Raw genomic sequence first — 23,812 nt, forward strand, 5'->3', positions numbered from 1 at the left:
AAAAGAGATGAGCTTTCCCTGGGCTGAGCAATATGTTCCCAAGCACCCGTTCATGCGCTGGATGGACGAGCGGCTGCCGCTGCCGCGCCTCGTCTACAATTCGGTGGGCAAGGGCTATCCGGTTCCGCGCAACCTGAATTACGCGTGGAATTTCGGCGTGCTCGCCGGGCTGGCGCTGGTTATCCAGATCGTCACCGGCATCGTGCTGGCGATGCATTACAACGCCAATGCGGACACCGCCTTCGCCTCGACCGAGCACATAATGCGCAACGTCAATTCGGGCTGGTTCCTGCGCTATCTGCACGCGAACGGCGCGAGCTTCTTCTTCATCGTCACCTATCTCCACATCTTCCGCGGCCTCTATTACGGCTCCTACAAGGCGCCGCGCGAGATGGTGTGGATGCTCGGCCTCGTCATCTTCCTGCTGATGATGGCGACGGCGTTCATGGGCTATGTGCTGCCCTGGGGCCAGATGAGCTTCTGGGGCGCGCAGGTGATCACCGGCCTGTTCGGGGCGATTCCCCTGGTGGGCGAGCCGATCCAGACCTGGCTGGTGGGCGGCTTCGCGCCGGACCAGGCGACGCTGACCCGCTTCTTCTCGCTCCACTATCTGCTGCCCTTCGTGATCGCGGGCGTCATCATCCTGCACATCTGGGCGCTGCACATTCCGGGCTCGAACAACCCGACCGGCGTGGACGTGAAGAGCCCGCAGGACACGGTGCCGTTCCATCCCTATTACACCGCGAAGGACGGCTTCGGCGCCGGCGTCGCGCTGATCGGTCTCGCGCTGCTGACCTTCTTCGCGCCGAACCTGCTGGGCCATGCCGACAATTACATCCCGGCCAACCCGCTCTCGACGCCCGCGCACATCGTGCCGGAATGGTATTTCTGGCCGTTCTACGCGATCCTGCGCGCCTTCACGGTGGATTTCATCCTGCCGGCGAAATTGTGGGGCGTGATCGCGATGTTCGGGTCGATCCTGATCCTGTTCCTGCTGCCCTGGCTCGACAAGTCGCCGGTGCGCTCGGGCAGCTACCGGCCGACCTTCCGCATCTTCTTCATCGTCTGGCTGGTCGCGCTGGCGCTGCTCTTCGTGGCGGGCGGCAAGCCGGCCGAGGAGCCCTGGGTGATGATCAGCCAGGTCGCGACGATCTACTATTTCGCCTTCTTCCTGATCATCCTGCCGATCCTGTCGATGGTCGAGAAGACGCTGCCGCTGCCGAACTCGATCTCGGAAAGCGTGCTGGGCGCCAAGGCGAATGACGGCACCGCGGCGGCCGCGCCGGCCGCGGCCGAATAAGGGGACGAGATTCACATGGTTCGCATTCTCGGCTTTCTGGTCGGTCTCGGCTTCTGCAGCGTCGCTGCATGGTCCCTGCTCTGGGGCGCGATCTCCTACATCCAGGAGCCGCCCGAAAAGCCGGCGGAATATGCCTTCCACGAGGAACCGCATCAGCCGCTCCAGCCTTATTCGTTCACCGGCCCGTTCGGCCGTTACGACAATCAGCAGCTCCAGCGCGGCTTCCAGGTCTATCGCGAGGTCTGCGCGGCCTGCCACGGCCTGCACTATGTCGCGTTCCGCAATCTTTCGGAGATCGGCTACAGCGAGGCCGAGGTGCGCGCGATCGCCGCGCAATGGCCGATCGAGGTGCCGACCGTGAACGAGGCGACCGGCGAGCCGGCGACCCGCCCGGCCATCCCGTCGGACCGCTTCCCCGAGCCCTATGCGAACGAGGTCGCGGCCCGCGCCGCCAACAGCAACGCCTTCCCGCCGGACCTGTCGCTGATCGTCAAGGCGCGCGAGGGCGGGGCGCCCTATATCGAATCGCTGCTGACCGGCTATCAGGATCCGCCCGCCGATCTGCCGGAAGCGAGCCGGCCGGGCACGGGGCTGCACTACAATCCCTATTTCGCGAACCTCAACCTGGCGATGCCGCCGCCGATCACCGCCGACGGCCAGGTGACCTACGCGCCCGGCAATCCGGCGCCGACCCGCCAGCAGATGGCGCACGACGTGGCCGCCTTCCTCACCTGGGCGGCGGAGCCCCGGATGGACGATCGCAAGAATATGGGCGTCGTGGTGTTGATCTTCCTGCTCTTCGCCACCGTGCTCGCCTATCTGTCCTACCAGAATATCTGGCACGCGAAGAAGCACGAGGGCGAGTAAGCCGGCTTCGGCATTATGAAATGCACGGCGGCGCGGCACCCCCACCGGGATGCCGCGCCGCTCTGCGTTTCGGGACGGGGATCGGGCCGGCTAAGCCGCCGGCCGGCGCAGCATCAGGACGATCGAGGTGAAGCGCATCACCGGCACGTCGTCCTGGTTGAACACGGTGACGTTGGAGCGGATCGAGCCGAGCTGCGGCTTGGAGCGGGACGGGGTCGCGTCCACCACCTCGGTCTCCACCCGCAACGTATCGCCCGGATAGACCGGCTTCAGCCATCTGAGCTCGTCCACGCCCGGCGAGCCCAGGCCGGCCTGGGGATCGGTGCCGAGATAGTCGACCAGCATGGACATGGTCATCGCGCAGGTGTGCCAGCCGCTCGCCGCGATCCGGCCGAAATGGGTCCTGGCCGCCGCCTCGTCGGACAGGTGAAAGGGCTGCGCGTCATATTTGCGCGCGAATTCGAGCACCTCCTCGCGCGTCACCTGATAGGCGCCGAAGCGCGCCTTGCGGCCGATTTCCATGTCCTCGAGATATCTCACGTCAGGCTCCTGTATCTCCGTTCTTCTTTGCAACCGAACGAACCGAAAGCAAGGCGTCATATGGGTGACATCCCACCCGTGTCATGCAAGATGCTGATCGGCCGTCTAGGGGAGCGGGAATGGGCGTGAAGCGGAGCATGTTCGGAATGCTGGCGGCATTGGCCGCCCTGTCCGCCTGCGCGACGCCGCAAAGCGCGCCGCGCGCCCCGGCGCCGGTCGAGGTCAAGATCATCGCCTTCAACGATTTCCACGGCGCGCTGGAGCCGCCGCGGATGAGCGTGCCGGCGACGACGGATGCGGGCACCGTGCAGGTGCCGGCCGGCGGCGCGGCCTATTTCGCCACCGCTGTGCGGGCGCTGCGCGACGCCAATCCCAATCATGTCGTGGTCGCGGCGGGCGACCTGATCAGCGCCTCGCCGCTCGTCTCCGCCCAGTTCCTCGACGAGCCGACCATATTGGCGATGAACATGATCGGGCTCGATTTCAACGCGCTCGGCAATCACGAATTCGATCGCGGGCGCGAGGAGCTGCTGCGCATGCAGCATGGCGGCTGCGAACGGCATACCGCGTTGCAGCCCTGCCGCATCGATGCCGATTTCCCGGGCGCCAGCTTCGGTTTCCTCGCCGCCAATGTGCGGACCGAGGACGGCAATACGCTGTTCCCCGCTTACGCGATCCGACGCTTCGGCAGTGGCGCGGGGGAAGTGGCGGTGGGGATCATCGGCCTGCCGCTCAAGGAGACGCCCGCCCATGTGACGCCCGCCGGTGTCGCCGGCCTGACCTTCGACGACGAGGCCGACAGCATCAACGCGCTCATCCCCCGGCTGCGGAGCGAGGGGGCGGACGCGATCGTCGTCGTCATCCATCAGGGCGTTTCGACCGAGGCGGGTTATGAGGATCGCACCTGCCGGGGCATGGACGGCGAATTGATGCCGATCCTGGCGCGGCTCGATCCGGCGGTGGACCTGGTCGTCTCCGGCCACACCCACAATGCCTATATCTGCGACTATGGGCGGCTCGATCCGGCGCGGCCCTTTTTGGTGACGAGCGCGGGGCGCAGCGGCACGATGCTGACCGACATCACGCTGACCATCGATCCGGTCGCCGGCCGGGTCGTTTCGCGCCGCGCGGAGCCGGTGATCGTGCAGGGCGAAGGCTATCGCGGCAGCGCGGGCGAGGTGGCGCTGACCGACGCCCGGCCGCGCTTCGCCGCCGACGCGCCCGTCGGCGCACTGGTGCGGCGTTATGCCGCCGCCGCCGCGCCGATCGCGGCGCGCACCGTGGGACGGCTGGCCGGCCCGGCGCCGCGCGGACCCAATGACGCGGGCGAATCGACGCTGGGCTATCTCATCGCCGACGCGCAGCTCGCCGCCACGCGCGCGGCGGAGGCGGGCGGCGCCCGCATCGCCTTCATGAATATCGGCGGGGTGCGCACCGATCTCATCCCGGGGGCGGACGGCGGCATCAGCTATGGCCAGATTTTCGCGGTCCAGCCCTTCGGCAACGGCCTGGTCGTGAAGACGATGACGGGCGCGCAGATCCGCGCCTTGCTGGAACAACAGTTCGTCGCGCCCAATGGCGGGGACCGTCCCGCGATCCTGATGCCGTCGCACGGCTTCACCTACAGCTACGACATGACCCGGCCGCAGGGGCAGCGCATCGTCAGCGTCTCGTTCGATGATGCCCCTTTGCGCGACGACGCCAGCTATCGCGTGACCATGAACAGCTTCCTCGCCACCGGCGGCGACGGGCTGACACTGTTCCGCGAGGGCACGGATGCGGTGGGCGGCGCGCAGGACGTCGATGCGCTGGAAGCCTATCTGAGCGGCACCGCGCGCATCGCGCCGCCGGCCGGGGGGCGAGTCACGCGACTGGATCGCCGTTAGCGGAGCAGCCCCGCCGTGGCCGCCGCATCGCCCTGATGGGCATTGGGCGGAAAGCCGACCAGGCGGGCGAGCAGCGGATAGATATCGACCGAATTGAGCTCCGCCGGCGCCGCGCCGCGCGCGAGGCGGGGGCCGCTGGCGATGAAGATGCCGAGCATGGTGTCGTCCCGATTGTCATAGCCGTGCATCCCGCGCGTGAAGGGGGCTTCCGGCGCCCGCCGCTCGATCAGCCAGCCGGTGTCGGCCAGGCAGAAATGCGGCGGCACGCGCCGGTGCGTGCCGTACAGGAAGCGCGCCGGCAGCGTCTCGCGGGTCCAGCACTGGACATGGGCCGGTGGGACGGCGAGGCGGGCGGCGAGCTCGGCCTCGCGCCCCGGCTGCGGCGCGAGCGAGAGAAACGCGCCGGAGGAGATCAGGTGATAGGTCTCGCGGTCCAGCCAGTCGTCGATCAGGACGACCCGCTCGGAGCTGGTCTCCGCCATGCCGTGATCGGAGACGATGACGAAATCGGCCGGCTGGCCGAGTTCCGCGAGCCCGGCGACCAGGCGGCCGAGCAGCGCGTCCACATTGCGGATCGCGGTGCGCACCTCTTCGCTGTTCGGGCCATGATCGTGGCCTTCCCAGTCCACCGTGTCGAAATAGAGCGTGACGAAGCGCGGCCGGATGTCCGCCGGCCGCCGCATCCAGTCCAGCACCGTTTCGATCCGCTGCCCTTCGGTGACGTTCATGTCGTAGCGGCTCCAGGCGCTCGGCCGGATGCCGTCATGCGCCACCTCGGCGCCGGGCCAGAACATCGTCCCGGTGCGAATGCCGGCGCGCTCGGCGGTGGTCCAGGCCGGCTCGGCGTCGCGCCACCAGAAGGGATCGAGCGACATCTGCTGGTCGCCCAGCGTGAAGCGCCGCCGCGTCCATTCGGGGTCCTCCATGTTGTTGTCGACGATCCCGTGCCGGTCCGGATGCAGGCCGGTGACGATCGTGTGGTGATTGGGGAAGGTCTTGGTCGGGAAGGACGGGCGCAGCGCCGCCGAGGCGCCGGCATCGGCGAGCGCGTCCAGATGCGGCGTATCGCCGCGCCCCAGATAGGACGGATGCGCGCCATCGATCGAGACGAGAATGGTGACGGGCGCGCGCGCCTCGGCCTGGGCGGCGGGAAGCGCCAGCGCGAAGAGAGCGGCAAGCAGGCGGGCGAAAAGAAAGTCCCTCATGCCCATTCCCTTCGCACGGCTCCGTTACACGTTGAAGCGGAAGAGCAGGACGTCGCCGTCCTGCACGACATAGTCCTTGCCTTCGGAGCGCAGCTTGCCCTTGTCGCGCGCGCCGGCCTCGCCGCCGCAGGCGATGAAATCGTCAAAGGCGATCGTCTCGGCGCGGATGAAGCCGCGTTCGAAATCGGTGTGGATCACGCCGGCGGCCTGCGGCGCCTTCGATCCCTTCTCCACCGTCCAGGCGCGCGCCTCCTTCGGCCCGGCGGTGAAATAGGTGATGAGATGGAGGAGGTCGTAGCCGGCGCGGATGATGCGGGCGAGGCCGGTCTCGGCAAGACCGAGATCGGACAGGAACTCGGCCCGGTCCTCCGCCGGCATGGTCGCGATCTCCGCCTCGATCGCCGCCGAGATGACGACCGCCTTCGCCCCTTCCGCCTCGGCCCGGGAGAAGACGGCCGCGCTGTGCGCGTTGCCGCTCGCCGCGTCGCCCTCGTCGACATTGCAGACATAGAGGACCGGCTTGGCGGTCAGGAGCTGCGCCTGGGCGAGCGCGCGCGCCTCCTCGGCGTCCTTCGGCTCGGTGAGGCGGGCGGGCTTGGAGACGCGCAGCAGCTCCAGCGCCTGGCCGAGCACGCTGGCCTGGATTTTCGCCTCCTTGTCGCCCTGCGCCGCCTTCTTGGCGAGATTGGGGACGCGCTTTTCCAGGCTTTCCAGATCGGCGAGCATCAGCTCGGTCTCCACCGTCTCGGCGTCCGCCACCGGATCGACGCGGCCCTCGACATGGGTGACGTCGCCGTCCTCGAAGCAGCGCAGGACATGGACGATCGCGTCCACCTCGCGGATATTGCCGAGGAACTGGTTGCCCAGCCCCTCGCCGGTCGAGGCGCCGCGCACCAGCCCGGCGATGTCGACGAATTCGAGCTGCGTCTCGATGATCGCCTTCGATCCCGCGATCCGCGCGATCTCCTGCAGGCGCGGGTCCGGCACGGCGACGCGGCCGACATTGGGCTCGATCGTGCAGAACGGATAGTTCGCCGCCTGCGCCGCCGCCGTCTCGGTCAGCGCGTTGAACAAGGTGGACTTGCCGACATTCGGCAGCCCGACGATTCCGCAACGAAAGCCCATGATCCGTCCTGAAATGTGGGTAAGGCCGGGCGAGAGCCCGCGCGAGAGGTCCGTTAGACGTTGCGCTCGCCAAATGCCAGCTTAGTCTCCCGCGCCAACCAAGGGGGTCTTTTCATGAAGCTGCGTCTCGTCTGTCTGCTGCTCGCCACCGCCATGCCCGCCGCGCCGGCGCTGGCCATCGATCCGCCGGCGCAGGTGCTGGCGGGCACGACGGCGCAGGAGGGGCTGCTGCCGGTCCATGTCGATCGGCGGCGGGGCCGCATCCTCATCGCCTTGCCAGCGCCGGACGCGCAGGGGATTTCGGGGCGTTTCCTCTATGTGACCGGGCTGGAGACGGGCCTGGGCTCCGCGCCGATCGGGCTGGACCGGGGGCTGTCCGGCGGCTCCAAGATTCTCGTCTTCCGCCGGCTGGGCCGCAGGATCGTCGCCGAGATCGAGAATGACCGCTTCCGCGCCTCCACCGGCACGGCGATGGAGCGGCGCGGCGTTTCCGGCAGCTTCGCCTATTCGACGATCTGGATGGGCGATGTCGCGGCCGAGACGGCGGACGGCGGCATGCTGGTCGACATCTCCTCCTTCATCGCGCGCGACGACATGAACGTCGCGCAGCGGCTGCGCGGCGCGGGCGGGGAGTTCCGCTTCGCCAGCGAACTCAGCGCCGCCGATCCCAATGCGGTGCGGGTCTTCCCCGACAATATCGAGCTGAGTGCGCGGCTCACCTTCGTCGCCGCCAGTTCGACGGCGGAGGTCAACAACATCTCGCCGGTGAACGGCAATCTGAGCTTCGTCGCGCGCCATTCGCTGATCCGCCTGCCCGAGGCCGGCTATGCGCCGCGCCGCTTCGATCCGCGCGCGGGCGTATTCGGCACGCAAGTGGTGGACTATGCCCAGCCGCTGGGGCGCGAGATCGTCTACGAGCTCGCCAACCGCTTCCGGCTGGAGAAACTCGATCCGGACGCGCCGCGCTCGCGCGTGCGCCGGCCGATCGTCTTCTACATCGACACCGCCGCGCCGGAGCCGATCCGCACCGCGCTCTACGAAGGCACGGCCTGGTGGCGCGATGCCTTCGAAGCGGCGGGCTTCATCGACGCCTTCCGCGTCGAATATCTGCCCGAGGGCGCCGATCCGCTCGATATCCGCTACAACGTCGTCCACTGGGTGAACCGGGCGACGCGCGGCTGGTCCTATGGCCAGGTGATCGAGGATCCACGCACCGGCGAGATCATCCGCGGCCAGGTGCTGCTGGGCTCGCTCCGGGTACGGCAGGACATGCTGATCTTCGAAGGGCTGGTCGGCGCCGACCGGACCGGGACGGGCGGGCCGAACGATCCGATCCAGGCCGCGCTCGCCCGCATCCGCCAGCTCGCCGCGCACGAGGTCGGCCACGCGCTCGGCATCGCCCACAATTTCGCCGGCAGCTTCCACGGCCGCTATTCGGTGATGGACTATCCCGCGCCGCGCATCGGCCTGGTCGACGGCGTACCGGACCTTTCGGACGCCTATGGCGTCGGCATCGGTCGCTGGGACCGCTTCGCGGTGGACTGGCTCTATGGCGCGGGGACCGATGCCGAGGGCGACGCGCGCATGACCGCCGCCTTGACCGAGGGGCTGCGCTTCGTCGGCGACAATGACGCGCGGCCGGCCGGCGCCGCGCATCCGTTCGGCAGCCTGTGGGACGATTTCGCCGATCCGGTGGCGGAGCTGACCCGGATGATGCAGGTGCGCCGCGCCGCCGTTTCGCGCTTCGGGCCGCGCGCACTCTATCCGGGCGAGGCGGTGTCGAACCTCAGGCGCAAGTTCGTGCCGATCTGGCTGCTGCATCGCTATCAGGTCGAGGCGGCCGTGAAACTCGTCGGCGGCGTCGATTTCGCCTATTCGCGCAATGGCGACGGGCAGGAGGCGGCGCAGGTCGTCGCTCCCGCCGCCCAGGCCGCCGCGCTCGACGTCTTGCTCGCTACATTGTCGCCCGACGCGCTCACCGTGCCGGCGAACCTGCTGCCCTATCTTTCCGCCGGCTGGTCGGGCGGCCCGAACCGGCAGGAGACGATCGAAATCTTCCGCACCGCCGGCGGGTCGATCTTCGATCCGCTGGTCGCCTCGGAAACCGCAGCGGCGGTGACGCTCGCCGGCCTGCTCGCGCCGGAGCGGCTCAACCGACTCGAGCTGCAGCATCAGGCCGATGCGCGGCAGATGACGCCGCAGGCCCTGATCGAGCGACTGCTCGCGCAGGTGCTCGATACGCGCGGGCTGGACGCCGCGCAGGCGGCAGTGCAGCAGCGGGTGGCGACCACGACCATCCTCGAGCTCGCCCGCGTCCAGCGCCATGCGGCTCTGTCGCCCACCATCGCGCTGGCCCTGTCGGACCGGCTGGACCGGCTCGGCCGCCAGCTCGCCGGTGCGTCGGGGAGGGGCGTGCAGGCGGAATGGGGCCGGGGGCTGGGCCGCCTGCTCGGCGACTCCGACGCGCTCGCCGCCGCATTGGCCGACCGCAACCGCGTGCCCCAGATTCCGCCCGGCATGCCGATCGGCGGCGCGGACGAGGGCTGGCTGGGGGAATAGCCGAGCCTATCGAACGAGAGTTTACTTTCTCCGGTGCCCAGCTAGTCTTGCGCCGGACAAAGTGGTTGGGGGGGACATAATGAAGCGCAGCCATGTGCCGTTTATCGGCGCAGCCGCTTCTGCGGCGGTTCTGTTATGCAGTCCTTTACAAGCTCATGCGCAGGGCAGAGTCGAAATGACTGATGCCGGTTTCCAGAACAGGATCGATCCGGCGACAATCGATCTGCCAAATCTCGATTTCACGCCCGACCCGGACATCGAAAGCAATTACGACAAATATTATTATTTCCATCGCGCGGATGCGGATTTCGATACCGCTTATATGGATATTCTGGAATGTGACGGCTATGCGCGGGGGTTGACGCACCGCGTGCCCTACCAGCCTGTGCCCTATGCTTATGCGGGAACGATCGGCGGTGCGATCGGCGGCGCCATCGGCAATGCCCTGGCCGACGCCATATACGGATCGGCCGAACGCCGCCGCCAGCGGCGCTACAACATGCGCACCTGCATGGGCTTCAAGGGCTACCGCATCTACGGCCTTTCCAAGCCGCTTTGGGAGGCCTTCAATTTCGAGGAAGGCAACCGCCGGATCGATGAGGGCGAACGGCTGCGGCTCTTGCAGATTCAGGCCAGGGTCGCGTCGGGGCCGACGCCGCGCCAGGGGGAGATCGTCGAATGAGAAGGCTCCTTCCACTGGTCGGCGCAGTGCTGGCCCTGCTGGCCCATGTCCATGTGGCGCAGGCGCGCGACCAGCTCGGGCAGCGCGATCCGGTCGTGATCGATCCGCAGAAGGCCTATATCTTCTTCCGGTCGAATATCCGGGCGGACCTGCGCCTGTTGCGCGAAGTGACGCCGGCGCAGGCCGAAGCGCATGCCGCGGCGCGCGAGACCGCCTTCGCGCGCGCACACGACCGGCAGCAGCGCCGCATCGTGCAATGGGAGCGCCTGCAGAGCAGCTGTCGCGACAATGCGCGGCTCGCCTATTGCGCCGATCCGCGGCCCGATGAGATGATGCGGGACGCATTCGAGGCCAGCTATCCGCCGCCGGAGATGGGCAATTTCGTGGACATCATGGGGGGGCGGCTGTTCGCCCGCGACGGCGACAATCGCGGCTATTTCATGACGCTCGAACCGGGAGTCTACACCATCTACGGCGACATGATCGCAAGCGCCAATGGCGTTATCGGAACCTGCCTGTGCATGGGCAGCGTCACCTTCGAGGCGCGCGCCGGCGAGATCGCCGATCTGGGTGAAATCGGCTATCCCATCGCCGAGGCGATCAGGGCGGGGCGATCATATAATCCGGGCATCAGCAACCTCACGGCGATGTCGCTGACGCCTTATACCGAAAGCATGGCGAGCCCGGACCGGCTGGCTGGACATTCTATCGTGCCGGCGCGGTTCCGGGCGGCGGACAAGATGCCCAATTATTTCGGCATATTGGTCAGCCGCATGACGCCCGTGGCGGGCGTGCTCGGCTATGAACGCGATCGGGTGATCGATGTGGCGTCGGCCGGGACGGAGACGGCGACAAGCGACTGACGCACGATGCCGACGTGCGCCCTCAGGACCGGTAGTTGAAGCTGATGCTGATCCGGTCCCGTTTCGCCGTGCCGGGCACGACCTCGTGGCGCAGCCAGCTTTCCCAGAGGAAGACCGTGCCGGGCGCGGGCGCGGCATAGACGAAGCTCTTGAGGTCCTCCGGCGCGTCCGCCCGGCGCGGCGGGGCGGCCATCAGCATCGGCAGCCGCGGGTCCTCCAGCTTCAGCGCGCCGGCGCCCGGCGGCACCGCGACATAAAGGGTGCCGGAGACGACGCTGTGCGGGTGGATATGGCCGCTATGCGCGCCGCCGGGCTTCAGGACGTTTACCCACAGGCTGTCCAGCTTCAGTCGCCGCCCGCCCAGATCGAAGGCGCAATCTTTCGCGAAGGCGGCGACATGGCGGTTCAGCAGCTTCACCAGATCGCCAAAGCGCGGATCGCGCAGCGGCAGGTCGTTCAGCGAGGCATAGGAAGTGTAGCCGCGATAGCCGTGCGCCCGGCTCCAGCGCTGCCCGGCCTCGTCCTGTTCGGCGAGGTCGCGGCAGGCGCCCTCCAGCTCCGCGACCAAAGCGGGATCGCCCAAAGCGCCTTCGTAGAAACGGGTGGCGAAGAGCGCGCGACCGGCCACGCTCAATCCTCGTCCTGCATCCTGAGCGCCACATCGCTCATGAAACGGGCGTCGTCGCCTTGGGCCAGCCGGGGCACCTCGGCGGCGATGGCGGCGAGGAGGTCGCTGAGCGGCTCGGCCTCCGCCTTGGCGTAATTGCCGAGGACGTGGCCGGTCACCCGGTCCTTGTGGCCGGGATGACCGATGCCGATGCGCACCCGGCGGAAGGCGTTGCCGATATGGGCGTCCAGCGAGCGCAGGCCGTTATGCCCCGCCGTGCCGCCGCCGGTCTTCACCTTCACCTTGAACGGCGCGAGATCGAGCTCGTCGTGGAAGGCGGTGACGTCGCCGACATCCTTCTTGAAGAAATCCATCGCGGCGCGCGCGGCGCGGCCGCTGTCGTTCATATAGGTGGCGGGCTTCAGCAGCAGGATGCGCTGGCCGCCGATCCGGCCCTGCCGGGTCCAGCCGTGAAAGGCCTTCTTCGCCGGCTCGAAATCGTGAATCTCGGCGATGGCGTCGAGCGCCATGAAGCCGACATTGTGCCGGTGCATCGCATATTGCGCGCCGGGATTGCCGAGGCCGACCCAGATCTGCAACGGAACGAAATCCCCCCAATCCTCAACGTCCGGTGCCGAGGCGGGCTGGCCCGGCACCTCGACGGTCCGCAGACCGAAGAGGGAACCGAACCAGGAAATTCGCGACAATTACTCGCCGCCCTCGGAGGCTTCGGCTTCGGACTCGCCGACGGTCGGCACTTCGTCCGCCGCCGGGGCCTCTTCGCCGGCCTCGGCCGCCTCGGCCGCCGCGGCTTCCGCCGCCTCGGACTTGACGCCGGACGGGGCGACGATCGTGGCGATGGTGAAATCGCGGTCGGTGATCGCGCTGGCCGTGCCCTTGGGCAGGGCGACGGCGCTGATGTGGATCGAATCGCCGATATCGGTACCGGCGAGATCGACGATGACGTCTTCCGGAATCTCGGCCGCGTCGCAGACCAGCTCCAGCTCATGGCGCACCGCGTTCAGCACGCCGCCGCGCTTGATGCCCTTGGAAAGCTCGTCGTTGACGAAGCGGATCGGCACCGCGACGGTGACGGTCGCGTGCTCGGAGATGCGCAGGAAATCGACATGCAGCGGCCGGTCGGTGACCGGATGGAACTGGACGTCCTTCGGCAGGGTGCGCACCGGCTTGCCGCCGGCGTCGATCATCACCACCGAATTCATGAAGTGGCCGCCGTGCAGCATCTTCACCAGCCCCTTCTCCTCGACGTGGATCGAGAGGGGGGCTTCATTGTTGCCGTAGACGACGGCGGGGACGCGGCCTTCGCGACGCAGGACACGGGAGGCTCCCTTGCCAGCCCGTTCGCGCGTCTCGGCCGACAGCGTAAGCTGCTCGCTCATTGCATGTCTCCAAGTTGCGGGTTCGAATAAACCCCGCTCACGCCTCCAGGGATGACCATGAACGGGAAGGCGCGGCCTATAGGGGAGGAGAGGGGAAGAGGCAAGGACGGTATTTCCGCCCCGGCAAGATGCCGGGGCGGAAATCAGCGCGCCACGCGCTCGCTGGCGATGCCGCGCGCGGCGAGCATCGTCTGGACGCTGTCATTGCCCGCCAGATGGCCGGCGCCGACCGCCAGGAACACGGTGCCGGGGCGCTGCATCCGCTCCACGATCCAGTCCGTCCAGTTGGCGTTGCGCCGGGTGAAGAGGAGGTCGTGAACGGCGGGATCGTCGGCGCTCATCTGGTTGATCATCTCGACCAGCCGCTCGACGTCGCCGGCCGACCAGGCGGCGAGCATGGGTGCGAGCATCCGCGGCAGCTCGTCCAGATTGTCGAGCGCCTGCTGCAGCATGGCGAGCTGCTGCTCGGGAGGCAGGCTGTCGAACAGCGACAGCTGGAACTCCATCGTCTCCAGCGCCCCGATCGGAATGTTCCGTGCGCGCGCGGCGGCGGTGAGCAGCTTCTCGGTACCCTGCGCGGCATCGATGCCGAGTTGCTGCGCCGCCAGGTTCGCCAGCGTAATCGCCACGAACCAGGGCTTGAACCGTTCGAACGCGGCCGCCGGCGCGCCGGCCGGGGCCAGCGCGCGGGCAAGCGCCGCGTTCTGCTCGGCCGTCAGCCGTTCGGACAAAGGCGGGCCGTCCTGCGTCAGCGCATGGCGCAGGACGATCGGCTGCAATTCGGCCGGATTGTCCGGAATGATCGCCTCGATCACCAGCTCGTCCGACGCATCGAAGGCGGTGCGGATCTCGTCGTTGAACCAGGGCCGCCCGTCGAGCAGGTGGAAGGTGCCGAACAGGTAGATGGTCGTGTCGTCGTCGCGGATCACCCAGAGCGCCGGATCGGCGTCGGGCAGCGGGGCGGCGACGGGCGCCGGGGCGGGCTGCGCCTGGGCGAAGGCCGGCAGCGGGCTGAAGCCGATCAGGCCGGCGGTGAGGGTGGCGAGCAAGCGACGGATCACATCGGACTCCTGCTAAAGGGGCGACGCTATTGCGCGCGGCGCCGGAATGGCAAGCACGACTTCAGTCGATGCGCGCGACGGTGAAGCCGCGCGCTTCCAACATGGCCTGGACCGAATGTTCGCCGGCCAGATGCCCGGCCCCGACCGCGAACAGCACGGTGCCCGGCCGCTCCAGCCGGGCGATCAGCCAATCGGTCCAGGCCGCGTTGCGGCGGGTGAGCAGCGCATCGTAGAGGTCCGGGTTCATCGCCCGCATCTCCTCGGCGATCGATTCGACATCGCCCGAAACCCAGCCGCTCTCGTTGGGATCGAACGCCGCGCCTGCGCCGCTCGCATGGGCATCGACCATCTCCTCCAGCATCTCGCGTTGCGCGGTGAAGGACATGGAGCCGAAGAAGCTCATCTGCTCGCCGACGGTTTCCACCCCGGAAATCGGCTTGCCCCGTTCGCGGAAGGCTGCGGTCAGCGCGTCCTCCGCGCCCGACATGTTGGCCATCGCCTCCTCGATGCTGCCATCCTCCGCGTGCCCGGCGACCAGCTGGGCGACCGAAAGCGTCATCGTCGCGGCCCAGGTCTGCATCTGATCGAGCATCAGCGGCTGCAGGCCGCTGTCCGCGACCATCGCGCGCAGCGCCGCGCGGCGGTTGGGCGACACCCGCCATTCCAGCGGCGCGGTCTTGCCCAGCATCATGGCTTGCAGCGCGGCGGGATCGGGCTGCTCCATTTCGTCGGCGGCGATCTCCAGCACCAGCTCGTCGGCTTCCCCGATCACCCTGTCCAGCGCGGCGGAGCGCCATTGCAGCTCCGGCGGCAGGATATGAACGGTGCCGAACAGGTAGATTTTCGTGTCGCCCCGGCTGAGCAGCCAGATGGCGGGACGCGGCGCACTGGCCGTGGCGGCCGGCGCCGTGACCGCGTTCGCCCGCCCCGCTTCGTCCTGCGCCAGCGCCGGCGCGGCCTGAAAGCACCAGGCGAGGATCAGCGCGAACGCACCCGTCAGCCGCGCCCAGATCGAATCGATACGCATAACCCGCTCCGCCTTCCTTGACCCTTGCTTACCCATGCGCCAAAGCGGCGCCACCTTATTGTTGCACCCGCGAAGGCGAGAGACCGGGCTCCATGGCACTGTCCTTCCAGCAGCTCATCCTGACGCTCCATCACTATTGGAGCGATCGCGGCTGCGTGATCCTCCAGCCCTATGACATGGAGATGGGCGCGGGGACTTTCCACCCGGCGACCACCTTGCGCGCGCTCGGCCCCGATCCGTGGAACGCCGCCTTCGTCCAGCCCTGCCGCCGCCCGACCGACGGCCGCTATGGCGAGAATCCGAACCGGCTCCAGCATTATTACCAATATCAGGTCATCCTGAAGCCGAGCCCGAGCGACCTGCAGGAGCTCTATCTGGGCTCGCTGGCCGCGATCGGCGTGGATTTCACGAAGCACGACATCCGTTTCGTCGAGGACGATTGGGAGAGCCCCACGCTCGGCGCCTGGGGGCTGGGCTGGGAGGTCTGGTGCGACGGCATGGAGGTGACGCAGTTCACCTATTTCCAGCAGATGGGCGGTTTCGATTGCAAGCCGGTCGCGGGCGAGCTGACCTACGGGCTCGAGCGGCTCGCCATGTACATCCAGGACGTGGACAGCGTCTACGATCTCGCCTTCAACGATGCGGGCGTCACTTATGGCGACGTCTTCCACGAGAACGAGGTGCAGATGAGCACCTGGAATTTCGAGGTGGCGGACACCGAGCGCCTGTTCGACGCCTTTAAGAAGGCGACGGCGGAATGCGAATTGTGCCTGGAGCGCAAGCTGCCCATTCCCGCCTACGAGCAGGCGATCAAGGCGAGCCACGTCTTCAACCTCCTGAACGCCCGCGGCGTCATCTCGGTCGCCGAGCGCCAGGCCTATATCGGCCGCGTCCGCGATCTGGCGAAGGGGAGCTGCCAGGCCTGGATGGAGCATCAGGGGTGGGCGGCGTGAGCGATTTCCTGCTCGAGCTCCTCTCCGAGGAAATTCCCGCGCGGATGCAGGACAAGGCGCGCGCCGATCTGGCGCGGCTGTTCGCGGCGGAGCTGGAGAAGGCCGGCCTCAAGGCGGGCGGGATCGTCACCTATGCGACGCCGCGCCGCCTCGCTTTGGTCGCGCGCGATCTGCCGGGCGAGACCGAGGCGGTGTCCGAGGAAGTGAAAGGCCCCCGCGCTTCCGCCCCGCCGCAGGCGCTGGAAGGCTTCCTGCGCAAGACCGGCCTCGCGCAGGAGCAACTGGTCGAGCGCGATGGCGTGCTGTTCGCGCTGATCGAAAAGCCCGGCCGCGCCACGTCCGCCGTGCTCGCCGAGGCGATCCCCGCCATCGTGCGCGCCTTCCCCTGGCCGAAGTCGATGCGTTGGGGCGAAGCCTCGCTCTCCACCGAAAGCCTGCGCTGGGTGCGTCCCTTGCAGGGCATCGTCGCCCTGTTCGGCGACGACGTGGTCGATTTCGAGATCGCCGGCATCCGTTCCGGCGCCGCCACGCTCGGCCACCGCTTCCACCATCCCGGCCCGATCACGATCGGCGGCGCGCACGATTATGTCGAGAAGCTGCGCGCCTGCCATGTGATCGTCGATCAGGAGGAGCGGAAGGAACTGATCCGTCAGGGCGCGGCCAAGGCCGCCGGATATGCTGACGTGTTTCCCGACGAAGCCCTGGTGGCCGAAAATGCCGGGCTGACGGAATTGCCGGTGCCGCTGCTCGGAAAATTCGATCCCGCGTTCCTCGAGGTTCCGCCCGAAATCATCCAGCTCACGATGCGAATTAATCAGAAATATTTCGCATGCGGCAAGGACGGTGAACTTTGGTCGCACTTCGTGTTCGTCTCGAACATCGAATCCAGCGATCCTTCAGCTATCGTCGCCGGCAACGAGAAGGTCCTCGCCGCCCGCCTCGCCGACGCCCGCTTCTTCTGGGAGCAGGACGTGAAGGTGCCGCTGGAGCAGCAGGCGGAGAAGCTCTCGCAGATCGTCTTCCACGAAAAGCTCGGCACCGTCGCCGACAAGGTCGAGCGCGTCGCTAGGCTGGCGCGCTGGCTGGTCGAGGAGGGGATCGTAAAACCCTCTCCCCTTGCGGGAGCGTCAGGCCGCCCGTCCCCCGGACGGGCTGAGGGCAGCCGGGGGCTGTCCTCACCTGACGCTGGTCGACTCGCCGAAGGCGAGCGGGGTGAGGGAAAGGCGGGCGAAGGACAGGCCCTCACCCTCCCACCCGGCGCTGCCGGGCGGGCCCCTCCCTCTCCCGCAAGGGGAGAGGGGCTAAACCTCGCCGACCTCGCCGAACGCGCCGCGCGGCTCGCCAAGGCCGATCTCGTCACCGGCCTGGTCGGCGAGTTCCCGGAATTGCAGGGCGTCATCGGCGGCCACCTCGCCCGCGCCCAGGGCGAACCGCCGGAAGTCGCCGACGCGATCCGCGACCATTACAAGCCGGTCGGCCAGGGCGACGACGTGCCCACCGCGCCGGTCACGGTGGCGGTGAGTCTGGCGGACAAGCTGGATACTCTCGTCGGCTTCTTTACGGAGGACATGCCCCCTACTGGATCAAAGGATCCTTTTGCGCTTCGCCGCGCAATGCTGGCCTTGGTCCAAATCGTTGTGGCAAACGGCCTCCGGCTTCGCGCCAAGGACCTTTGGTTTGAGAGTCGAAGCCAGTTTATCGAGCAGATAAGAGACAAGGCAGTTGCAGATCTCTGGCCGGCTATCTTGGACAATCATGAGAGGGCTCGAGATGTGGCAGCCGAACTGGCAGCCATCGAAAAAGGACCTGTGCATCACGTTGCGGCGATCTGGCGCGAGATGGAAGAACAGGCCGGCACGCTGAGCCTTACGGAAGACCAGGCAAAGGACTTGGCCGCAGCGTACGTCGCTCGTGAGAGTCAGCTACTCTATGGATCAAGCATTCCCGTATACGATGAGCTGTCTCGGTTTCTCGCCGACCGCCTCAAGGTCCAGCAGCGCGAGGCCGGGGTCCGGCACGACCTGATCGACGCGGTGTTCGCGCTCGGCGGGGAGGACGATCTCGTCCGGCTGCTCGCGCGGGTGAAGGCGCTGCAGTCCTTCGTCGAGACGCCCGAGGGCGCCGATCTCCTCGCCGGCTACAAGCGCGCGGCGAATATCCTGAAGAAGGAGGGGTGGCCTTCCACACCCTCTCCCATTTCGGGAGAGGGTCGACTCGTCGAAGGCGAGCGGGGAGAGGGAATGGTGGGCGAGGAACAGGCCCTCACCCTCCCACCCGGCGCTGCCGGGCGGGCTCCTCCCTCTCCCGCAAGGAGAGAGGGGCAAAAAGGGAACAAATCCCTTTCCTACACGCCCGAAAATGCGGAAGCTGCCCTCATCGCCGCGCTCGATTCGGCCGGGCCGCGTGCCGAGGCAGCGGTGGCGGCAGAGGATTTCGAGGGGGCGATGGCGGCGCTGGCTTCGCTGCGCGCGCCCGTGGATGCGTTTTTCGACAAGGTGACAGTCAATGATCCCGATCCCGACAAGCGCGCCGCGCGCCTCGATCTGCTCGCCCGGATGCGCGACGCGGTGCATCGCGTCGCCGATTTCTCTCGGATCGAGGGCTGAGTCCATTTGGGAAAGAGGGGCCGCCCCCCGACGTAGCGTCAGGTTAGTCAACTTCCGGAGGGCCACGGGCCGATGAGCCAATATGTCTACCGCTTCGGCGGCGGCGTCTCGGACGGCAAGGCCGGCGACAAGGCTTTGCTCGGCGGCAAGGGCGCGAATCTCGCGGAGATGGCCTCGATCGGCCTGCCCGTCCCGCCCGGCTTCACCGTCTCGACCGAGATGTGCGACCGCTATTATGCCGAAGGCGAGCGCATCCCGGACGATGTCCGCGCCGAGATCGCCGCCGGCATCGCCCATATCGAGCAGGTGACGGGCAAGACGTTCGGCGATCCGGCCGATCCGCTGCTCGTCTCGGTCCGCTCCGGCGCGCGCGTGTCGATGCCGGGCATGATGGACACCGTGCTCAATCTCGGCCTCAACGACGAGACGGTGGCGGGCCTCGCCGCCGCGTCGGGCGATCCGCGCTTCGCCTGGGACAGCTATCGCCGCTTCGTGCACATGTACGCCAATGTCGTGATGGGCGTGCCGCACGACATGTTCGAGGAGGCGCTGGAGATCGCCAAGGAGGACAAGGGCGTCCATCTCGACACCGATCTGGGCGCCGCCGACTGGGAGAAGCTGGTCGCGCGCTACAAGGAGATCGTCGACGAGGAGCTGGGCCGGCCCTTTCCGAGCGATCCCAACGACCAGCTTTGGGGCGCGGTCGGCGCGGTGTTCGGTTCCTGGCAGGCCGACCGGGCGAAGACCTATCGCCGGCTGCACGACATCCCGAACGACTGGGGCACGGCCGTCAACGTCCAGGCCATGGTGTTCGGCAATATGGGCGAGACGAGCGCCACCGGCGTGGCCTTCACCCGCGATCCCTCGACCGGAGAGCGGGCCTATTATGGCGAATATCTGATCAACGCGCAGGGCGAGGATGTCGTCGCCGGCATCCGCACGCCGCAATATCTGACGCTGGCGGCGCGCGAGAAGGCCGGGGCCAGGGCGCCGTCGATGGAAGAGACGATGCCGGAGGTGTACGGCCAGCTCGCCGAGGTGTTCGACCGGCTCGAGCGCCATTATCGCGAGATGCAGGACATCGAGTTCACCGTCGAGCGCGGCAAGCTGTGGATGCTCCAGACCCGCACCGGCAAGCGCACCGCCAAGGCGGCGCTGAAGATCGCGGTGGACATGGCGGGCGAGGGGCTGATCTCCGAGCCCGAGGCGGTGCTGCGCGTCGATCCCGCGGCGCTCGACCAGCTTCTCCATCCGACGCTCGATCCCGACGCCCCGCGCGAGGTGATCGCCAAGGGGTTGCCCGCCTCGCCGGGCGCGGCCTGTGGGCGTGCGGTGTTCGATGCCGATACGGCCGAGAAATGGGCGGAAGCCGGCGAGAAGGTGATCCTGGTGCGGGTCGAAACCTCGCCGGAGGACATTCATGGGATGCACGCGGCGCAGGGCATCCTCACCGCGCGCGGCGGCATGACCAGCCATGCCGCCGTGGTCGCGCGCGGCATGGGCCGCCCTTGCGTCTCCGGCGCCGGTGGCCTCGCGATCGATTACAAGGCGAAGCTGATGCGCGTGGGCCAAGGCGAATCGGCCCGCGAGGTGAAGGAAGGCGATATCGTCACCCTCGACGGCGGCACCGGCGAGGTGATGCTGGGCGAGGTCCCGACCGTGCAGCCCGAGCTCAGCGGCGATTTCGGCACTTTGATGGCCTGGGCCGATGCCAGGCGCCGCCTGCGCGTGCGCACCAATGCCGAAACCCCCGCCGATTGCCGCGCCGCGCGCGAGTTCGGCGCCGAAGGGATCGGCCTGTGCCGCACCGAGCATATGTTCTTCGATGCCGAGCGGATCGCCAATGTTCGCCAGATGATCCTCGCCGACAGCGAGGCCGGCCGCCGCGCCGCGCTCGACAAATTGCTGCCCGCCCAGCGCGGCGATTTCGCGGAGATTTTCCGGATCATGGCGGGCCTGCCCGTGACCATCCGCCTGCTCGATCCGCCGCTGCATGAATTCCTGCCGCATCATGAGGAGGAATTCGCCGAGGTGGCGCGCGCCTCCGGCCTCGACATCGAAACGCTGCGCCGCCGCGCCGGCGAGCTGGCGGAGAGCAATCCGATGCTCGGCCATCGCGGCTGCCGGCTGGGCATCACCTATCCGGAAATCTACGAAATGCAGGCCCGCGCCATCTTCGAGGCCGCCGTCGCGGTGGCCGGGGAGGGCGGGGAGGCGCCGATCCCCGAGGTGATGGTGCCGCTCGTCGCCACGAAGGCGGAGCTGGCGATCATCAAGGCGCTGATCGACAGGACCGCCGAGGCGGTGTTCGCCGAAGCGGGCAGGCGCCTCGACTATCTGGTCGGCACGATGATCGAGCTGCCCCGCGCCGCCCTGCGCGCCGGGGAGATCGCCGGGGAGGCGGAGTTCTTCAGCTTCGGCACGAACGATCTGACGCAGACCGCCTTGGGCGTCAGCCGCGACGATGCCGGGCGGTTCCTCACCCATTATGTCGACAAGGGCATCTTCGCGCGCGACCCCTTCGTCAGCATCGACGTGGAGGGCGTGGGCGAGCTGATCGCCATCGCCGCCGAGCGAGGGAGGGCCGTCCGCCCCGGCCTCAAGCTCGGCATTTGCGGCGAGCATGGCGGCGATCCGGCCAGCATCGCCTTCTGCGAGGCGACGGGCCTCGATTACGTCTCCGCCTCGCCCTACCGCGTGCCGATCGCGCGGCTGGCGGCGGCGCAGGCGGCGCTCAGGGCGGGTTAGAGCGGCTCCTCGTCCCGGCGTCGGCGGGCTTCGGCTTCGTCGGCGCGCGCTTCGGCGGCATCGCGCTCGGCCTCGGTCTCCAGCCGCCGCCGCTCTTCGTCCTTGGCGGCGGCGTGGCGCAGCGTATCCATCTCGGCGCCGTCGCGCCGGAGACGCTCGTTCTCGGCCTCCACTTCCTCGCGCCGCGCCGCCTCCTCGCGGTAGCGTCGCTTCCATTTCGGGCTGGCGAGGAAGGCCATGCCGAGGAAGAGGCCGAGCAGGAAGACGAGCAGCAGCACCAGCCACTGGTCGGGCGTGAAGAAGGTCATCGCGGTCGCTCCGTCGATCGTTACGCACGATCAACGGCGCGGGCGGCGCGAGGTTCCTAGCCCGAAAGCAGCGCGTCGTTGATCGAGCAGGCCGCCGGGCCGAGGATGACGATGAACAGCACCGGCAGGATGAACAGGATCAGCGGCACGGTCATGATCGCCGGCAGGCGCGCGGCCTTCTCCTCGGCGCGCATCATCCGCTCGTTGCGGAATTCGGCCGAAAGCACGCGCAGCGCGCTGGCCAGCGGCGTGCCGTATTTCTCGGTCTGGATCATCGTGGTGACGACGCCCCGGATCGAATCGAGGTCGATGCGCGCCGCCAGATTCTCGAAGGCCAGGCGCCGTTCGGTGAGGAAGCCCAGCTCGATCGAGGTCAGCGCGAATTCGTCGCCCAGCTCCGGATAGGCCTTGCCTAGCTCCTTGGCGACACGGCCGAAGGCGGCGTCGACGGTAAGGCCCGCTTCGGCGCAGATGACGAGCAGGTCGAGCGCGTCGGGCAGGCCCTTGCGGATCGCTGCGGTGCGCTTGTCGACCTTGTTCTTGATGTAGAGATCGGGCGCCTTGTAGGACAGCAGCAGCGTGCCCGCGACGAGCGCATATTTCTTGAACGCGCCCCATTCCGGAAACCAGTCCAGCACATAGACGCCGACAATGGCGACGCTGCCGAACACGATCGGCAGCACCAGCCGGCCGAAGATCACGACAAAGGCGAGGTCCTTGGAGCGGATGCCGGCCTGCATCAGCTGGCGCTGCGCCTTCAGCACCTGCTCTTCTTGGAGCATCTGCAGCGAGGACAGGAAGTTGCGGACCTTGTCCGCGACTTCGTTGCGGTTGGTGATATTCTTGCGCCGCTTGGAGGTGGAGGCGACGATGCCGGCCTTCAGCTGCTCGCGCCGCTCGTTAAGCGCGCGCACGCGCTTGGCCATCGGATCGCGCACCGTGGTCGCGGTGTAGAGCGCCACCAGGACGAAGAAGGTCGCCACGGCGGCGAGCCCGCTCGCCACCATCGTGATGTCGATGCCCATGATCGTCGGACCGGTCGCAGGTGCCATGATCTTCGCGCGCCCCTCAAATCTCGAAATTGATCATCTTGGCCATGATGAACGCGCCGATGCCCATCCACACGATGCCGCCCGCGCCGGTGATCATCAGCCGCGGATCGACGAAGAAATTCTGCATGTAGCTGCCGTTGATGAACCAGATCAGCCCGAACACGATGAAGGGCAGCGCGCCGATAATGTAGGCGGATGCCTTGGATTCCGACGACATGGCGCGGATCTTCAGCTTCATCGCGGCGCGCTTGCGCAGCACGTCGGCGAGGTTCGACAGCGTTTCGGCGAGGTTGCCGCCCGTCTCGCGCTGGATCTGCAGCGAGATGACGAAGAACTGGAATTCCGGCGTGCCGAGCCGGTCCGCCGTATCCTGGAGCGCCGCTTCCATCGTCCGCCCGATCTTCATCTTGTCGGCAACGGTACGAAACTCGATCCCGACCGGATCGGGCAGCTCGTTGCCGACGACACCGATCGTTTCTGAGATGGGCAGGCCCGAGCGCAGGCCGCGCACCATCAGCTCGATCGCGTCCGGGAAATTGTTGGTGAACTGCGCGACCCGCCGCTTGATCAGGAAGCCGACGACCATGTGCGGCAGGCCGACGCCGGCGAGCAGCCCGACCGGCAACGCAAATGTCGCCGGCAATCCGCGCAGGACGAGAAACAGCAGCACCGCAATGGCGATGCCGGCCGAAGCGATCACATATTGGGCCAGTGTCCACGGCCGCCCGGTCTGCTCGAGCCTGAGCCGCAACAGCGCCGGATTGGGAATGAACCGCTGGGCGAAGCTATCGACCTTGTTCTGGCGGGCGGCGAAGATGCGCTTCATCTGCGCCTGGGCGGCGACCTCGGACGATTTGGAATAACGCTCGCGCACGCCTTCGAGCCGCTTGGCCTGCGCGCGCGCCGCCGACGGCCCGGAAAAGGCCGCGACCAGCATCAACAGCGTCACCGCCGCGCCGCCGAGCAGGACCAGCATCGAGAAACCGGGCATCATGCCTCCTCGCGTCCAGGGCCGTCCGCCGA

20 protein-coding genes are annotated in these 23,812 nt (G+C 67.7%); 9 read left to right on the forward strand and 11 right to left on the reverse strand.

What is annotated here, in order from left to right; all coding sequences use genetic code 11:
* The first annotated feature begins 7 nt into the window (after positions 1-7).
* Together KF780_06880 and KF780_06885 are read left to right on the forward strand one after the other, a co-directional pair.
* Entirely contained in the window at positions 8-1,300 is a 1,293-nt protein-coding gene (locus tag KF780_06880; GenBank protein MBX3561524.1) for a cytochrome b/b6, read from the forward strand.
* Between the two features lie 15 nt (positions 1,301-1,315).
* Positions 1,316-2,167, forward strand: coding sequence for a cytochrome c1 (locus KF780_06885; protein ID MBX3561525.1), 852 nt, complete (start codon positions 1,316-1,318; stop codon positions 2,165-2,167).
* Between the two features lie 90 nt (positions 2,168-2,257).
* Here the strand turns inward: KF780_06885 and KF780_06890 are convergent, their stop codons facing one another.
* Positions 2,258-2,707: a MaoC family dehydratase gene (locus KF780_06890; GenBank protein ID MBX3561526.1), complete on the reverse strand. Its 450-nt coding sequence runs from the start codon at positions 2,705-2,707 to the stop codon at positions 2,258-2,260.
* Positions 2,708-2,826: 119 nt separating this feature from the next.
* Here KF780_06890 and KF780_06895 point away from each other — a divergent pair, with 119 nt between their 5' ends.
* Positions 2,827-4,593: a bifunctional metallophosphatase/5'-nucleotidase gene (locus tag KF780_06895; GenBank protein ID MBX3561527.1), complete on the forward strand. Its 1,767-nt coding sequence runs from the start codon at positions 2,827-2,829 to the stop codon at positions 4,591-4,593.
* Here KF780_06895 and KF780_06900 read toward each other — a convergent pair.
* Positions 4,590-5,804 carry an alkaline phosphatase family protein gene (locus tag KF780_06900; GenBank protein ID MBX3561528.1) on the reverse strand — a complete coding sequence of 405 codons (1,215 nt, stop codon included), beginning with the start codon at positions 5,802-5,804 and terminating at the stop codon, positions 4,590-4,592. The genes KF780_06895 and KF780_06900 overlap by 4 nt on opposite strands.
* Before the next feature lie 18 nt (positions 5,805-5,822).
* On the reverse strand, positions 5,823-6,923 hold the full coding sequence (gene ychF / locus KF780_06905) for a redox-regulated ATPase YchF (protein MBX3561529.1): 1,101 nt from the start codon (positions 6,921-6,923) through the stop codon (positions 5,823-5,825).
* 114 nt (positions 6,924-7,037) lie between these two features.
* Here ychF and KF780_06910 point away from each other — a divergent pair, with 114 nt between their 5' ends.
* From KF780_06910 to KF780_06920, 3 genes are all read left to right on the forward strand, one after another.
* Positions 7,038-9,482 carry a zinc-dependent metalloprotease gene (locus tag KF780_06910; GenBank protein MBX3561530.1) on the forward strand — a complete coding sequence of 815 codons (2,445 nt, stop codon included), beginning with the start codon at positions 7,038-7,040 and terminating at the stop codon, positions 9,480-9,482.
* Between the two features lie 175 nt (positions 9,483-9,657).
* On the forward strand, positions 9,658-10,164 hold the full coding sequence (locus KF780_06915) for a hypothetical protein (protein ID MBX3561531.1): 507 nt from the start codon (positions 9,658-9,660) through the stop codon (positions 10,162-10,164).
* Positions 10,161-11,027, forward strand: coding sequence for a hypothetical protein (locus KF780_06920; protein MBX3561532.1), 867 nt, complete (start codon positions 10,161-10,163; stop codon positions 11,025-11,027). Before KF780_06915 ends, KF780_06920 begins: the two co-directional genes overlap by 4 nt.
* Before the next feature lie 22 nt (positions 11,028-11,049).
* Here KF780_06920 and KF780_06925 read toward each other — a convergent pair whose 3' ends face one another.
* The 5 genes from KF780_06925 to KF780_06945 all read right to left on the reverse strand — a co-directional run bounded on the left by KF780_06925 (position 11,050) and on the right by KF780_06945 (position 15,122).
* The gene (locus KF780_06925; protein ID MBX3561533.1) at positions 11,050-11,655 is read right to left on the reverse strand and encodes a hypothetical protein; all 606 of its coding nucleotides are present in this window, start codon (positions 11,653-11,655) and stop codon (positions 11,050-11,052) included.
* A gap of 2 nt (positions 11,656-11,657) precedes the next feature.
* On the reverse strand, positions 11,658-12,233 hold the full coding sequence (pth, locus tag KF780_06930) for an aminoacyl-tRNA hydrolase (protein MBX3561534.1): 576 nt from the start codon (positions 12,231-12,233) through the stop codon (positions 11,658-11,660).
* A 108-nt stretch (positions 12,234-12,341) separates the two neighbouring features.
* Complete coding sequence (locus KF780_06935) at positions 12,342-13,034, reverse strand: 50S ribosomal protein L25/general stress protein Ctc (GenBank protein ID MBX3561535.1); 693 nt, start codon at positions 13,032-13,034, stop codon at positions 12,342-12,344.
* A 143-nt stretch (positions 13,035-13,177) separates the two neighbouring features.
* Positions 13,178-14,095, reverse strand: coding sequence for a TraB/GumN family protein (locus KF780_06940; protein MBX3561536.1), 918 nt, complete (start codon positions 14,093-14,095; stop codon positions 13,178-13,180).
* 61 nt (positions 14,096-14,156) lie between these two features.
* Positions 14,157-15,122, reverse strand: coding sequence for a TraB/GumN family protein (locus tag KF780_06945; protein MBX3561537.1), 966 nt, complete (start codon positions 15,120-15,122; stop codon positions 14,157-14,159).
* A 92-nt stretch (positions 15,123-15,214) separates the two neighbouring features.
* Here KF780_06945 and KF780_06950 point away from each other — a divergent pair, with 92 nt between their 5' ends.
* The 3 genes from KF780_06950 (at position 15,215) to ppdK (ending at position 21,429) form a co-directional block, all read left to right on the forward strand.
* Positions 15,215-16,075 (forward strand): glycine--tRNA ligase subunit alpha, encoded by an 861-nt coding sequence (locus tag KF780_06950; GenBank protein ID MBX3561538.1) that lies wholly within the window; start codon positions 15,215-15,217, stop codon positions 16,073-16,075.
* A complete protein-coding gene (glyS, locus tag KF780_06955) occupies positions 16,072-18,681 on the forward strand; it encodes a glycine--tRNA ligase subunit beta (protein MBX3561539.1) in 2,610 nt (869 codons plus the stop codon). Before KF780_06950 ends, glyS begins: the two co-directional genes overlap by 4 nt.
* A 72-nt stretch (positions 18,682-18,753) precedes the next feature.
* Positions 18,754-21,429, forward strand: coding sequence for a pyruvate, phosphate dikinase (gene ppdK, locus KF780_06960; GenBank protein MBX3561540.1), 2,676 nt, complete (start codon positions 18,754-18,756; stop codon positions 21,427-21,429).
* Here the strand turns inward: ppdK and KF780_06965 are convergent.
* The 3 genes from KF780_06965 to KF780_06975 are packed head-to-tail and all read right to left on the reverse strand — an operon-like array spanning position 21,426 to position 23,780.
* Positions 21,426-21,737: a hypothetical protein gene (locus KF780_06965; GenBank protein MBX3561541.1), complete on the reverse strand. Its 312-nt coding sequence runs from the start codon at positions 21,735-21,737 to the stop codon at positions 21,426-21,428. The genes ppdK and KF780_06965 overlap by 4 nt on opposite strands.
* 56 nt (positions 21,738-21,793) lie before the next feature.
* On the reverse strand, positions 21,794-22,789 hold the full coding sequence (locus KF780_06970; protein MBX3561542.1) for a type II secretion system F family protein: 996 nt from the start codon (positions 22,787-22,789) through the stop codon (positions 21,794-21,796).
* A 16-nt stretch (positions 22,790-22,805) separates the two neighbouring features.
* Complete coding sequence (locus tag KF780_06975) at positions 22,806-23,780, reverse strand: type II secretion system F family protein (protein ID MBX3561543.1); 975 nt, start codon at positions 23,778-23,780, stop codon at positions 22,806-22,808.
* Positions 23,781-23,812: the final 32 nt, after the last annotated feature.

This window comes from Sphingomonas sp. (assembly GCA_019635535.1).
In the GTDB taxonomy this organism is placed as follows: domain Bacteria; phylum Pseudomonadota; class Alphaproteobacteria; order Sphingomonadales; family Sphingomonadaceae; genus Allosphingosinicella.